At 50.9% G+C, this 12,722-nt stretch carries 11 protein-coding genes, 13 tRNA genes, 2 rRNA genes and 2 pseudogenes; 4 read left to right on the forward strand and 24 right to left on the reverse strand.

Annotation, left to right across the window (positions count from 1 at the left end):
• Nucleotides 1-131: 131 nt before the first annotated feature.
• The 3 genes from rnhA to RJP21_RS30560 all read right to left on the reverse strand — a co-directional run bounded on the left by rnhA (nucleotide 132) and on the right by RJP21_RS30560 (nucleotide 2,200).
• Complete coding sequence (gene rnhA / locus RJP21_RS30550; RefSeq protein WP_310862555.1) at nucleotides 132-791, reverse strand: ribonuclease H; 660 nt, start codon at nucleotides 789-791, stop codon at nucleotides 132-134.
• A 43-nt stretch (nucleotides 792-834) separates the two neighbouring features.
• The gene (locus RJP21_RS30555) at nucleotides 835-1,302 is read right to left on the reverse strand and encodes an acyl-CoA thioesterase (RefSeq protein WP_160045532.1); all 468 of its coding nucleotides are present in this window, start codon (nucleotides 1,300-1,302) and stop codon (nucleotides 835-837) included.
• Between the two features lie 106 nt (nucleotides 1,303-1,408).
• Nucleotides 1,409-2,200, reverse strand: a complete 792-nt coding sequence (locus RJP21_RS30560; protein ID WP_310862556.1) for a helix-turn-helix domain-containing protein — start codon at nucleotides 2,198-2,200, stop codon at nucleotides 1,409-1,411.
• A 222-nt stretch (nucleotides 2,201-2,422) separates the two neighbouring features.
• Here RJP21_RS30560 and RJP21_RS30565 point away from each other — a divergent pair, with 222 nt between their 5' ends.
• Both RJP21_RS30565 and RJP21_RS30570 read left to right on the forward strand, forming a co-directional pair.
• Nucleotides 2,423-3,199, forward strand: coding sequence for an ABC transporter ATP-binding protein (locus RJP21_RS30565; RefSeq protein ID WP_310862557.1), 777 nt, complete (start codon nucleotides 2,423-2,425; stop codon nucleotides 3,197-3,199).
• A gap of 231 nt (nucleotides 3,200-3,430) precedes the next feature.
• Nucleotides 3,431-4,570 (forward strand): phosphodiester glycosidase family protein, encoded by a 1,140-nt coding sequence (locus RJP21_RS30570; protein ID WP_310862558.1) that lies wholly within the window; start codon nucleotides 3,431-3,433, stop codon nucleotides 4,568-4,570.
• A gap of 262 nt (nucleotides 4,571-4,832) precedes the next feature.
• Here RJP21_RS30570 and wrbA read toward each other — a convergent pair whose 3' ends face one another.
• Together wrbA and RJP21_RS30580 are read right to left on the reverse strand one after the other, a co-directional pair.
• Nucleotides 4,833-5,450, reverse strand: a complete 618-nt coding sequence (gene wrbA, locus RJP21_RS30575) for an NAD(P)H:quinone oxidoreductase (RefSeq protein ID WP_310862559.1) — start codon at nucleotides 5,448-5,450, stop codon at nucleotides 4,833-4,835.
• Between the two features lie 271 nt (nucleotides 5,451-5,721).
• A complete protein-coding gene (locus tag RJP21_RS30580) occupies nucleotides 5,722-6,918 on the reverse strand; it encodes a Gfo/Idh/MocA family protein (RefSeq protein ID WP_310862560.1) in 1,197 nt (398 codons plus the stop codon).
• A 188-nt stretch (nucleotides 6,919-7,106) separates the two neighbouring features.
• Between RJP21_RS30580 and RJP21_RS30585 the strand changes: the two genes are divergently transcribed.
• Nucleotides 7,107-7,694 (forward strand): hypothetical protein, encoded by a 588-nt coding sequence (locus RJP21_RS30585; RefSeq protein WP_310862561.1) that lies wholly within the window; start codon nucleotides 7,107-7,109, stop codon nucleotides 7,692-7,694.
• 150 nt (nucleotides 7,695-7,844) lie between these two features.
• Here the strand turns inward: RJP21_RS30585 and RJP21_RS30590 are convergent, their stop codons facing one another.
• The gene (locus tag RJP21_RS30590; protein WP_310862562.1) at nucleotides 7,845-8,570 is read right to left on the reverse strand and encodes an N-acetylmuramoyl-L-alanine amidase; all 726 of its coding nucleotides are present in this window, start codon (nucleotides 8,568-8,570) and stop codon (nucleotides 7,845-7,847) included.
• A 199-nt stretch (nucleotides 8,571-8,769) separates the two neighbouring features.
• Nucleotides 8,770-9,231: an exosporium protein C gene (locus tag RJP21_RS30595; protein ID WP_310862563.1), complete on the reverse strand. Its 462-nt coding sequence runs from the start codon at nucleotides 9,229-9,231 to the stop codon at nucleotides 8,770-8,772.
• A gap of 281 nt (nucleotides 9,232-9,512) precedes the next feature.
• Between RJP21_RS30595 and RJP21_RS31390 the strand changes: the two are divergent.
• Nucleotides 9,513-9,724: pseudogene (locus RJP21_RS31390) on the forward strand (IS3 family transposase); the annotation flags it as partial.
• Between the two features lie 185 nt (nucleotides 9,725-9,909).
• Here RJP21_RS31390 and RJP21_RS30600 read toward each other — a convergent pair.
• From RJP21_RS30600 to RJP21_RS30680, 17 genes and pseudogenes are all read right to left on the reverse strand, one after another.
• On the reverse strand, nucleotides 9,910-10,026 hold the full coding sequence (locus RJP21_RS30600) for a YjcZ family sporulation protein (protein ID WP_310862564.1): 117 nt from the start codon (nucleotides 10,024-10,026) through the stop codon (nucleotides 9,910-9,912).
• Nucleotides 10,027-10,296: 270 nt separating this feature from the next.
• A pseudogene (tnpA, locus tag RJP21_RS30605) lies at nucleotides 10,297-10,572 on the reverse strand (IS200/IS605 family transposase); the annotation flags it as partial.
• A 171-nt stretch (nucleotides 10,573-10,743) separates the two neighbouring features.
• Nucleotides 10,744-10,814 (reverse strand) — tRNA-Gly (locus tag RJP21_RS30610).
• 14 nt (nucleotides 10,815-10,828) lie between these two features.
• Nucleotides 10,829-10,902, reverse strand: a tRNA-Pro gene (locus tag RJP21_RS30615).
• A gap of 20 nt (nucleotides 10,903-10,922) precedes the next feature.
• Nucleotides 10,923-10,997 (reverse strand) — tRNA-Gly (locus RJP21_RS30620).
• Between the two features lie 8 nt (nucleotides 10,998-11,005).
• Nucleotides 11,006-11,089: transfer RNA gene (locus tag RJP21_RS30625), tRNA-Leu, on the reverse strand.
• 12 nt (nucleotides 11,090-11,101) lie between these two features.
• A tRNA-Lys gene (locus RJP21_RS30630) sits at nucleotides 11,102-11,177 on the reverse strand.
• A gap of 20 nt (nucleotides 11,178-11,197) precedes the next feature.
• Nucleotides 11,198-11,272 (reverse strand) — tRNA-Gln (locus tag RJP21_RS30635).
• Nucleotides 11,273-11,289: 17 nt separating this feature from the next.
• Nucleotides 11,290-11,362, reverse strand: a tRNA-His gene (locus RJP21_RS30640).
• A gap of 12 nt (nucleotides 11,363-11,374) precedes the next feature.
• Nucleotides 11,375-11,450, reverse strand: a tRNA-Thr gene (locus RJP21_RS30645).
• A 44-nt stretch (nucleotides 11,451-11,494) separates the two neighbouring features.
• Nucleotides 11,495-11,571, reverse strand: a tRNA-Asp gene (locus RJP21_RS30650).
• A 41-nt stretch (nucleotides 11,572-11,612) separates the two neighbouring features.
• Nucleotides 11,613-11,688 (reverse strand) — tRNA-Val (locus RJP21_RS30655).
• Between the two features lie 36 nt (nucleotides 11,689-11,724).
• Nucleotides 11,725-11,799, reverse strand: a tRNA-Glu gene (locus RJP21_RS30660).
• 25 nt (nucleotides 11,800-11,824) lie between these two features.
• Nucleotides 11,825-11,916, reverse strand: a tRNA-Ser gene (locus RJP21_RS30665).
• A 78-nt stretch (nucleotides 11,917-11,994) separates the two neighbouring features.
• Nucleotides 11,995-12,067 (reverse strand) — tRNA-Asn (locus RJP21_RS30670).
• Nucleotides 12,068-12,106: 39 nt separating this feature from the next.
• Nucleotides 12,107-12,223 (reverse strand): 5S ribosomal RNA (gene rrf, locus RJP21_RS30675).
• A gap of 376 nt (nucleotides 12,224-12,599) precedes the next feature.
• Nucleotides 12,600-12,722, reverse strand: a 23S ribosomal RNA gene (locus tag RJP21_RS30680); the annotation flags it as partial.

Below are 12,722 nucleotides of genomic sequence, written 5' to 3' on the forward strand. Positions count from 1 at the left end.
TCGCTTTGACCTTGGAACGGCTCTTCGGTTTGCTCGTGGGGCATCCATTCGAAACGGTTGATGCCGAAGAACCCTCGCCTTCAGGCTCGATCCCCGGAGCCGGCTTGTCCGCATGCATAGCATGCCTCGGACTACTTCCGTCCGAAATCCGCCTTGATTTCCCCCCATTTTTCCGTGTTCCACTTCAAAATTTTGTTTTCGTACCGGTTGTTTTCGAGCCACTGCACCGCACGGTCGGTCAGCTCCCAAATTTTGCGCGTCGATTCGGTTCGGGCCAGCGTCGTCGCGGGCTTTTTGTTTCGGACCCAAGCCAGGGCGGTTTTGGAATCGGTGTACACGGTTTTGTTGCTGCCGAGCTTTTTCAAATAGGCCAAAGCGTGCACAATGGCGATAAATTCGCCTAAATTATTCGTTCCGTTTTCGATCGGTCCGACGTAAAACAAGATTTCCCCCGTTTTCGTATCGACGCCTTTGTATTCGACCGGGCCGGGATTGCCGTGGGTGCCGACGTCCACCGAGATGCTGTCGTAGACGATTTCTTCTTCGCCTGCCGGCGAAGGTCCGCGGCCTCCGCTTTTCCCGCCGCCCGCGTTTTTTGGAGCCGAAGATTTGCCCTGCCCCCAGTTGCCCTTCCAGCCGCTTTTGAACGCCGCTTCCGCTTCCGCGCGGGATTCGTACGATTTATATTTTGCGTCCGCATAGCCGTTCACCTGTGTTTGGCACTCCGCCCAGGTCGCGTAAACCCCCGGTTTTTTCCCTTCCCAGACGACGTAATATTTCGATTTTGCCATATATGCAGTAACTCCTTAAGTAAAATAAGCTTCCCGGCAATTATCAGGCGCCGCTCAAGCCTTCTTTTTCGAAAGCGGCGATCGTTTCCCGGACTTCGTCCGGAATCGGCGTGCTTTTCCCGCTGCCCGCATCGATCAGCACGATCGCCCCGCGTCCGGCAGCCTTTAAAAGGTTTTCCGCCACCACCGCATACTCCACGTCCAAGGACGATCTGCCGATCGAAGCCACCCGCACATGAAGCTGGACTTTGTCGCTGCGGTACATTTGCGCCAAGTATTGGCATTCCAAATCCGCGACGACGGCCACCTTTTCTTTGCCGAACATCGAGTCGAACAAGCCCAAATTTTCGAAATATTCGATGCGTCCCTGCTCGAAATACATAAAGTAACTCACGTTGTTCACGTGGCCAAGCATATCCGTCTCGCAATAGCGCACTTTGATCGGAATCGAAAAATGGAACTTCTCAAGCCACCCGGCCGGATCGGGTTGTACAAAGCTTTCCTTGCGCATCGCTACATCCCCCTCTTTTTTGAAAAAAAAAGCATGTTGAGCACCGAGCGGTCTCGCGGAACTTGATAGAAGCAGGCGCCGCTTCCGCACTCGATGCCCATCCCCCTTAGCTCCGCCTGAACTCGCCCGGCGTCATGCCGGCGAATTTCAGAAAGGCGCGGTGGAACTGGCTCGTGCAGGAAAATCCCAGGCTGCAGCTGATATCCGCCACCGACGCGGTTGAACTTTTAAGCCGCTGCTTGGCTTGGTCCACCCGCAGCATCAGCAAATACTGGTACGGGGTAACGCCCGTGCAGTCGCGAAAGCTCCGGATAAAATGAAAGCGGCTTTGCCTGGCGAGCGAGGCCAGATCGTCGACCGAAACGGCCTCCGCATAGTTCGCATGCATATATTCGAGCACCTGATGTATATGCGTGTCCCGAACCATCCCGCCGATGCCGTCGCCGACCGGATGCGAGCCGTTTAGCGTTTTCCGCAAATAATGCAGCACCTGCGTTTCCGTCTCCTGCGCCGCAAGCGGCTCGAAGGAATCGCCGAACATCAGCTCCGACGTCCAGCGGCGGAACAGGCGGGACAACTCTCCGGTATCGATCCGCTGCCGGTCCGCGAATTCAGGCAATCCGCCGGCATCGTTTTCGGGCCGCAGCGCGTCCTCCCGGATTTTGATGACGATGACGCTGGACGCCGCATCGAGGCAAAAATGATGCTCCGTACCCGGGTGCTGGATCAAGCTTTGGCCCTCATGCAGCCGATACGGTTTGTTTTCCATCGTAAAATGGCATGTGCCTTGGACCGGAACCGTCACCTGGTACCAGTGCCCATGGCGGTGGGAGCGGTTCGCAAACCGGTCCGCGCCTTTAAAAAGTTCGATCCGTTCCGTTCGAATGCTCATCTCCATGTTCGCTTCACCTGTTGACATTATAGCAAAAAAAGCTTTCGAGGCCAGCAATTATCGCGGCGACATCGGCCCCGGCAGCCGGTAAGATAAAAGGAAACCCGGTTTAAGGAAGACGTTGTCATTTCGCTTCAATGCGGGACTGCGCTATTGACAGCGCGCGGATTTGTTTTAACATGTGGAGAACAACGATTTTTAACCGGGATTGGAGAGAGGAGTTACGATATGGTCATCGATATCAAAAACATCACATGGCGAAACGGGCAGCATACGCTCATGAAGGATGTCAGCTGGCAGGTCAAACCGGGGGAGCATTGGGCGCTGCTAGGTCTGAACGGCTCCGGCAAAACGACGCTGCTGAACATCGTCAACGGCTATATTTGGCCATCGGAGGGTTCGGTGCGCGTGCTTGGCCATCTGTTCGGCGAAGTCGACCTGCGCGAGCTGCGCAAATCGATCGGCTGGGTCAGCAACTCGTTCCAGGAGCGGCTGTACGCGTCGGACCGCACGCAGCATATCGTCATTAGCGGCAAACACGCCACCATCGGCCTGTACGATCAAACGAGCGACGACGACTACGAGCGGGCGCGCGAGCTGATGACGACGCTGGGCTGCGGCCATCTGTGGGACCGGGAATACCGGACCTGCTCCCAAGGCGAAAAGCAAAAGCTCCTCATTGCCCGCGCATTGATGGCAAATCCCCGCATTTTGATTTTGGATGAGCCCTGCAACGGGCTGGATATTTTTTCGCGGGAGCGTTTGCTGGAGAGCATTGCGGAGCTCGTGCGCCGGCCGGATGCGCCGACCTTGATCTATGTGACGCACCATACGGAGGAAATTTTGCCCGCATTCAGCCATGTGCTGCTTATGAGACGCGGCGAAGCGGTCGGAAGCGGAAAGACGGAAGATGTTTTGACGGCGGAAAACCTGAGCGCATTTTTTGAATCGCCCGTCGTTGTGGACAGGCACGGCGAGCGCTTTTACGTGCGGGTAGCGGAATAGTCCTTCCATAAAACAAGGGAATAAGTCCCAACCCCTATTCAACGAAAGTATGATTTGACCGATATTACACATGCGAGGATTTTGCAAAAATCCAAAAAGCGACTTTCCAATCAGCAATAGATAGAGCGAAGCGGTTTAATTCGTCTATATATTGTACCCTGGAGCGGCAGGAATCGAATTTTGCAAAATCCTGACAAGGAAAAAAATCATACAAAAGGGGATTTCAGCAGCATGTTCAAAAAATCGATCGCGTTTTTATTGGTCGCATTCATCTTCTTGATGCCTTCCGCCGAGGCAGCGGCGCCGGCAAGGAATGTGGTCATCATGGATGCCAAAAGCAGCCATTCGTTTTTGCCCGTCCGTTTCCTTAACGGTTTCGACGGCACCCGAGTCCAGTGGGACGACGCCGCAAAGCGGATTGAAATAACGCATGGCTCCACGAACATCACGATGACCCTCGGGCAAAAAACGGCCGTCGTCAACGGCAGCTCCGTTTCCCTTCAGGATGCGCCGCATCGGGACAACGGCATCGTCTACGTGCCTGCTCAGCTTATAAGCCAAGAGCTCGGATACAGGCTGACATGGCATCAAGACAGCAACGCGGTGACCGTTGCCGCCAACGGCTCGTCCGAGGTTCTTCCCGTCGTCGCGCGGAACAACGGCAAAGCCGAGTCCAAGGCGGTCGTAAACGAAAGGAAAACCCTCAAGGTCGGCTCGCGTTCGTTTAACGTACAGATGGTAACCGTCGACCTCATGAATCCAAAGGTTCAGCTGGATGTGGTGCTCGCGGGCAATACGCCGGGCAAGGTTGAAGATCTCGGCAGCATCGCCAGACGCAGCGGCGCGGCGGTCGCCATCAACGGAACCTTCTTTGACGCGTACACGAACGGCAGCTACAAGGCTCCATACGGGTACATTTTAAGCAAGGGTGCCATCAAGATGGCGAGCCCGGGCGATCAGCGCGCCATGTTCACCTACGACAAAAACCAGCTTCCTAGCCTGATTTCCGGCTCCGCCTTCAAGACCAATTTTGAGCAGGGACGCATTGAAGGCGGGCTTCAGGCCGGACCGCGCCTGGTTCTGAACGGGAAAGTCTCGTTGAACGTGAAGCAGGAGGGCTTCAAAGACCCGAAAATATTGACGGGAGGCGGCGCCCGCAGCGCTCTCGGCATCACGAAGGACCATCGGTTGATTTTGCTCACGACCGGCGGAGCGACGATTCCGCAGCTTGCGGAAATTATGCGCCAGGCGGGCGCCTATCAGGCGATGAACTTGGACGGAGGCGCATCGAGCGGACTGTATTACAACGGCAAGTATTTAACTGCGCCCGGACGCCAAATCAGCAATGCCATCGTCGTAAAAGTACAGTAAGAATAACGTCTATCGACGCACTTCCTAAGAAGACAGACCGCGTTTTAAGGTAATTTTTCTTGCAATATCAGGAAGCAATGGCTCTGTAAATTTTCATCGATCAGTAGTGCCGCGAAGCGGCATGAAGGCTGATGTTATAAAGAAGAGCCTCTTGTCTGTGGTTCCGATATACGCCAAAAAGGCTGGCCCTGGGAGATCATCCCAAGGACCAGCCTTTTTTTGATGCAAATTTTTGGAGAAACTCTTCATCCCGCTTTCCGGATTACTGTTTGCCCAAACCCGCTTTCACCCAACCCGCAACGGTTACGGTGCGCTTGGCCTGATGCAGAACGGCTTCCTTGACGTCTTCGATCATTTTTCCGTCCTGGCCAACCGTTACGGACGTGCCGTAAGGGTTGCCGCCTGCGGCGAAAAGCGAAGGATCCGTATATCCCGGCGCGGCCACGATCGCTCCCCAGTGGTACATGCTCGTATACAAGGAAAGGATCGTTTCCTCCTGGCCCCCATGCGGATTTTGCGCCGAAGCCATCGCGCTGACGACTTTATTCGCCAGCTTCCCGTGGAACCAAAGCCCTCCGGTCAGGTCGAGGAACTGCTTCATTTGCACCGGCATGTTGCCGAACCGTGTAGGCATGCTGAAGATGATGGCGTCGGCCCATTCCAGGTCGGCCATGCTTGCTTCGGGAATATGCTGCGTTGCATCATGATTCGCTTTCCAAGCCGGATTGGAGTCGATCGCGGACTGCGGAGCGGTTTCCGCCACTTTCAGCAATTTGACTTCGGAGCCTGCTTGTTTTGCGCCTTCCGCGGCCCATTGCGCGAGTTGATAGTTCGTGCCGCCGGAGCTGTAATAAATGATCGCCGTGTTTACATTTGCCATCTCGAATTCTCCTTTTTTGAATATGGATTTTGTTATTTTGCCATGGTGCCGTAGGAAGTATTCTTCGCTTAACGTTAATGGTTCGTTTCCCGGGAATAACCTTAACATTATATATTTCAAAATAAAGATAAATGTCCAAAAAAAATATCTCTTGGTATCATTTATCTTTAATATGAGATAATATTAGCACGATTCATTTCCATTGTCAACATCCGACGAAAAAGGCCGTGCAGCCCCAGATCGGTTGCCGGCCTTTTGAAATGAGCCACGATTATCGGGTCATCCATTTACCGTTGGTAAAGTCGGGAATCGCTACCGGATGTCCGCCCAAGGCAATGGACTCCTCCGACAATGCGGAGATGCACATCCAAGCAGCCATGTCATATACGTCAAGCGGCGTGCCCGTTCCTTGTTTCACGCTGTCGAAAAAGTCTTTGAACACGAGCCAATCCATGCCGTCATGGCCTCCCTTGACGCCTTCTTCGATATATTTTTTCCATACCGGATGCTCGTATTGTTCCCGGAACCGCTCGACGTTGCCCCATTGTTTTTTCCAGTCCGTGTGGAATTCCTCATGCATATCGTCCAAATAAATCGAATGGTTGTCCTCCATGTACATGCCTTTTGTTCCGCGTACGGTAAATCCCCGGGAGTAATAACGCGGCAGCGTCGTATCGAGCGTAATCGTGATCGTTTCGCCATGCGCGCATTTAATGACGGTCGTAACGATATCGCCCTGCATGAATTCGGTTTGCATCAGCTCCGCATCGCCGCTTTTTTCCTTGCGGATATACTCCTGCATCCCTTTCGACTTGGATGCCATCGAAACCAGCGAAACCATGCGGTTGCCGTGATTGATGTTCAAAATGCGGGCGATCGGCCCGATTTCATGCGTCGGGTAATTTTCGCAATTGCGATGGATATAGTTGTTCAAACGGTAATGCCGGTTTTCTTTTCCAAAAGCGATCTCGCTTCTCAAATCATGATGATAGCCGCCCGCACAATGCACGATATCGCCAAAAACGCCCTGCTTCACCATATTCAAAACCATCATTTCGTCCCGGCCGTAACAGCAGTTTTCCATGATCATGCACGGCACCCGGGTTCGTTCGTACGCTTCGACGAGCTTCCAGCACTCTTGGACGGAATAAGCTCCGCCTACCTCGCATGCGGCATAAATGCCGGCTTCCATCGCCGCTACCGCAATGTCGATATGATCCGCCCACGAAGCGCCGATCACCACCGCATCAAGTTCTCCCAGCGCCAAAACCTCGCGGTAATCCCGGGTCACAAACGGACGCTTGCCCCCTTTTTCTGCAACCGCTTTCGCCGCGGCTTCCCCGCGGTCCTGGTATTTGTCGCATACGGCCGCGACCTCCACGCCGTCCATAGGTAGAATCACGGCCGTCAGCAGCCCCATCCCGCGGGCGCCAAGACCGATAACGCCGACTTTGATATTATTTTTCATCGCAGCCTCCCAAGGATATCAATCTGTTTTTCTTTTATCTCTGATATTCCTCCGTTTCCGAAGATCTGTCAATATACATATTTTTACCCTGTAAATATTTGATGATATGCCGTAGTAGAACCGCGCCCGATATGGTACAATTTGGAGTTATGAAACTAGCAAAATATAGCGAAGGAATGAACATGCGAATGAAAAAGCTTTTCTCCCTGTTATTGGTCATTTGCCTGCTGGTGCCTGCAACGATCGCCTCGGCCAAAACAAACCAGCCCGCAGCAAAAACGTATGCCAAGCTCTATTTGGGCATGGACGCGGCGAAACTGCCGATGAAGCTCGCAAACGGGCTCGTGGTCGATAAAGAAAACGTCGAAGGACTGGGGTACTTGCCGGTCATCAAGCTGAATGGAAAAAAGGTATGGCGCGAAGCCGAGCAATCCTGGATCAATACGAACGGGGCCGTTCAATTTACCGCTGCGTCCGGCGGGGACACGTTTTTGCTGTATCTATCGGGGGCAACGGGCGGAAGCGCGGTGGATCTGGTCGGAGTACATAAGGACGGCAAAGTTTTTCTGAGAAAATCGTTTGGCGGTGTTGGCGTCGATGCAAAGTTCATCTCAGCCAATACGGTACAGATCGAAATCGAGCGGGAAAACAAAAAATGGAACCCGGAACGGGATCCAAATGCCGCGAGGCATACCGATGTGTATGACGTTACGGTGTACCAGCTTTCTTCCAAAGGTATGGTAAAGCAGAAGCAGTTTGTGAGGAAGGCGAGTTAGCATGAAAGCAAATTTTAGTTGCTAAACAACCATATCTTTGTTAAAAAGGGCGCTTAAAAAGCGGCCTTTTTGGTTTAGGTTAACGAACCCGACGAAAACAGGCTGCATGTTCGCAGCCCGTAGTTTTTAACGCATATTTTTCTTGGAAAGTTATTTTTTGACCGTGGCCGTTTTCGTCTGATTATCCCACGTGATGTTCGCGCCGAGAGCCTCCGCAACCGCACGAAGCGGCACGGTGATGACCCCGCCCTCCAGCTTGGCGTCGCTTAACGTTTTGCCGTTTACGATTACCGTCACTTTATTGTCATCAGGGACCGGCGTCCCTTTTTTCTTCAAATCCAAATATTTGGCGATTCCAAGGACATGTCCGTTTACGATCGCCTCGATCACGGCGGGTTGGCTTAGCTTGGCAGCATCGGATGCGACATCGACAAAAAGATTCTCCGTCAAAACGGCCGGCATCCTGCTCTCGCGGCACATATGCAGGTTCCCGGTCTTTTGCCCCCGATCCGCGACGCCAAAAGATTTTAACCCCGCCATGATTTCCGTATGCAGCAGGTTTTGCAGCTTCAACGTCGCAGCCGATGCCGAGATATACCGATAGGATTCAAAGCCGCCTAAGCCGCCTCCCGCGTTGCAGTGAACGCTAATCAGAATATCGGCGCCCGCCGCATTCGCTTTGTCGGTTCTTTCCTGCAGCTCAACAAACACGTCCGTGCTTCTTGAAAGCAGCGCTTGCACGTCTTCGTATTCGGACTCCAAACGTTTTTTTATGGCTAACGATAGCTCAAGAACGACATCCTTTTCCTTCAACCCATTCCCGGTAGCTCCTGAATCTTTACCGCCATGTCCGGCATCGATCCATACTTTTTTCATTCGGATTTACCTCCTTTTCGTGTAAACCGCTTGCTAACCGTAGGAATTGTCGGGCCTAACCGCCCGCGTTTTTCAAACATACCGCTCTCTTTATTATTACTATTCCAAAAAAACTCTTTTGTGGCGGCAGCCGCATAAAGGCATGGGAAAAAATTTAACAAGGAAAAAAACGCCTTGCGGCGTTTTTATACCCTTTACCTCAAGAACGCTTTGCATTCCTTTTTTTCTGAAGGGTTGAAGGTCTTGTTTTAACAGCTAAGCCACTAAACGTTATAGGTCCTACAACGTCTACTCTTGTATTGGCGGCGACATTTTCTGCTGTGACTGTGTAAGCATGGGTACCTGCTTTTACATTTATATCTTCAGCTTGGAAGGTAACTACATAATTTTGTTCAGAACCGGTTGATTCGATACCTTGCTGCGTGTTGAAAATCTCTGTTCCACCACGGAAAACTCTAAAGCGAATTTGCCCAATGCCTGTTATGCCTCTGAGACCCACGGATGCCACCAAATCTACCCGGTTCGGTTGAGAATTCGCCGGAATCCGTATGCGGATCGATGCGATGCCGGATTTTTGCGGGGAACGTCGAATGGTAAACGATCTGGCCGGGTTGAAGCGACTGAGCAACTGGACGGCCGCTTTATCAAGAATGCGTGCCAAAAATATCAACTCCTCTATTTTTAATACTTCAGGATATGTAAGAGAAAGAGGTTATGACTGAACAAATATCTAAGATGATGAAATTTAATAGAATAGTAGGGAATTAAATCAGAAGGGATCAGCTAGGGGGTGGAACAAAAAAAATTGTGCGCCAAGGGTTCCAAGAGCTCCAAACAAAAAAACGCCCTTTGGCGTTGTTATTTTAAGTCTATATGGAGCGGGTGATGGGAATACTCAACATCCTGATTAAAAAGCGAGCCTTCGGCTCTCGATCGAGGTAGAGCATGTCGCGCAAAGGTAATTGTCATGATAATGCATGTATGGAGAGTTTTTTTAGCCATTTCAAGAGCGAATCTTTACGGCTACACCACTACACAGACCAAAAGCAACTTGTAGATGAAATTCATCGTTATATTCGATTTTATAAATACCACCGATTTCAGAAAAATTAAACAACCTTAGTCCGGTTGAATACAGAACTAAGGTTGCCTAGGTCTTTTTATAACTGTCTACTTGACGGGGGTAACTCCAATGCAGGATGGGATTTTTTTTATAAAATAGATTTGATAAATGAGCGAAGCCTGCTAAATTACAGGACTCGCTTCATTATATGCGAAGATGATTCAAAACGCTCCAAAAACAAAGCCCTGCCGGCATCAGCCGACAGGGCCCAACGATTTATAGCCAGAATGCTTTCAAGATAATAACTAACAAAATGAACAAGACCAGGATAAATCCAATATTCATATGATGGTGGTGGTGGTAACCATATGCTCCACCTACAACTTCGCTCATCCCATCCCCTCCTTAAATTAAAGTACACTGTATCTTATGGTCTAATCAGGATTTGGTAAGGGCTTTTCGGTAAAAAATGGTACAGCTATACTCGGTTTTTCAACATCCCTATCCTTTTGTCATGCAAAATCATGACCACCCGTCCAACGGGTGGTTTGGCTCTTGGGGTATAACCCCTTGCTGCTAAACTGCGCCTAAAGACGCTAGCCTGACCACTAATCTGTTCAGGCTCAGTGTAATTTGTCACTTCCACTTACCAGTTAAACTGGTTTATTTCTTTTTGCTCCTTTTGTCGCTGAACGGATCTTTATACTCTTTTACACTCAGTTTATCTATGGCTTGGTAGTGTGCTTCTTGTTCACGAATGTATTTAGCTACGGTTGCTTCATTTAAGCCCACTGTACTTACATAATATCCTTCTGCCCAAAATTTTCGATTCCCGTATTTATACTTTAATTGTGCATGCTTCTCAAAGATCATGAGCGAACTTTTTCCCCTTAGATATCCCATGAATGATGACACCGATATCTTTGGCGGAATGGCTAATTGAGCCTGAACATCCCAATTCTATCGGTATGGTCTGTTGGTCAAACCCTTGTTCCCTCCACCCGCTATGCGGGTGGTTTTTTGTTTCGCACGCTTCGCGAGCTCAACTGGCTAAAGCCTAAAAAGAAAAAACCCTTGCCGCACAAGGGTTTCAGAGCTTTTTGTATCTAAAGCGGGTGATGGGAATCGAACCCACGCTACCAGCTTGGAAGGCTGGAGTTCTACCATTGAACTACACCCGCGAAAAAAGAAGAGATCGGGATGACACGATTCGAACATGCGACCCCCTGGTCCCAAACCAGGTGCTCTACCAAGCTGAGCTACATCCCGAAACAAGGTAAACAGTTAAATGGAGCGGACGACGGGAATCGAACCCGCGACCCTCGCCTTGGCAAGGCGATGCTCTACCGCTGAGCCACGTCCGCATATTCCATGGTGCGCGTGGAGGGACTTGAACCCCCACGTCGAAGACGCTAGATCCTAAGTCTAGTGCGTCTGCCAATTCCGCCACACGCGCAAGATTTAAAACTGGTGAGCCATGAAGGACTCGAACCTTCGACACCCTGATTAAAAGTCAGGTGCTCTACCAACTGAGCTAATGGCTCTTGTTCACCTTTAAAGCAAATGGCTGGGGATATAGGATTCGAACCTATGCATGACGGAGTCAAAGTCCGTTGCCTTACCGCTTGGCTAATCCCCAATATTTTAATGATAAAGGGCGATCGATGGGACTTGAACCCACGAATGCCGGAGCCACAATCCGGTGCGTTAACCCCTTCGCCACGACCGCCATATGCAATTCTGGTGCCGGCGAGAGGACTTGAACCCCCAACCTACTGATTACAAGTCAGTTGCTCTACCAATTGAGCTACACCGGCGCAATTTAAAATTAAGGATTCTCATCCCTGAAGCAATATAATAATGGCGGAACCGACGGGATTCGAACCCGCGATCTCCTGCGTGACAGGCAGGCATGTTAGGCCTCTACACCACGGTTCCAGGCCTTATAAGTCCCGAAAGCTTCTCGCTTTTAGGAATAATGGTGGAGACTGAGGGGATCGAACCCCCGACCCTCTGCTTGTAAGGCAGATGCTCTCCCAGCTGAGCTAAGTCTCCGTAAATCTTCATCCCCGTTTGGAATAAAAGGAATAATGGTGACCCGTAGGGGATTCGAACCCCTGTTACCTCCGTGAAAGGGAGGTGTCTTAACCCCTTGACCAACGGGCCTTAATATGTAATAAGTTGTGAATGCTGGCGGAGAGAGAGGGATTCGAACCCTCGAGACGCTTTTGACGCCTACACGATTTCCAATCGTGCTCCTTCGGCCAGCTCGGACACCTCTCCACGTTCTTATGGGGCCCCCAGAAAGTAACCGGAATATGCTGCGAAGCAGCTTCTCCCTTCACTCTCTGGAGACGTTGACTCCCCGAACAGGACTCGAACCTGTGACAACTCGATTAACAGTCGAGTGCTCTACCGACTGAGCTATCAGGGAACATTTCGCAAAAAAATAACCACAAAGGATGTGGTTTCCGCTTGGCGGCGTCCTACTCTCCCAGGACCCTTCGGTCCAAGTACCATCGGCGCTGGAGGGCTTAACGGTCGTGTTCGGGATGGGTACGCGTGGAACCCCTCCGCCATCGCCACCAAACGGGATTTTTGATGATTTTTCGAAGCCTAAGCTTCTCGAAATCACTGCAAGAAAATATCAGACCTTAGAAAGGACTCGCAGCTTCAAAATCGTTTGTGAAATCACTGGATTTCAATACGATATGTACAGGAAACGGCATCGCCAAATGCCGAAAGCCATTCTCGCCTTTCGAAACCGCTTGGGCTTCGAAAAATCGTTTTGACTCCCTGAAAACTAGATACGAAACGTTTTGCGTCTTAAATACTCCGTAGCGTTACCCTTCACTTTTTGTTCCGGGCCCCGCCAAAGTACTCGGAATCAGCTAAGAAGCTGCTCTTCACTTTGGTGGGTTATCAAAGCATATGCTTCCGTAGCAAGCTTTCTTTCAGAAAGCTTTTAGGATAAGCCCTCGACCGATTAGTATTGGTCAGCTCCATGCATTGCTGCACTTCCACCTCCAACCTATCTACCTCGTCGTCTTCAAGGGGTCTTACGAATTGGGAAATCTCATCTTGAGGGG

Source organism: Paenibacillus sp. VCA1 (genome assembly GCF_031583795.1).
GTDB classification, from domain to species: domain Bacteria; phylum Bacillota; class Bacilli; order Paenibacillales; family Paenibacillaceae; genus Paenibacillus_AQ; species Paenibacillus_AQ albilobatus.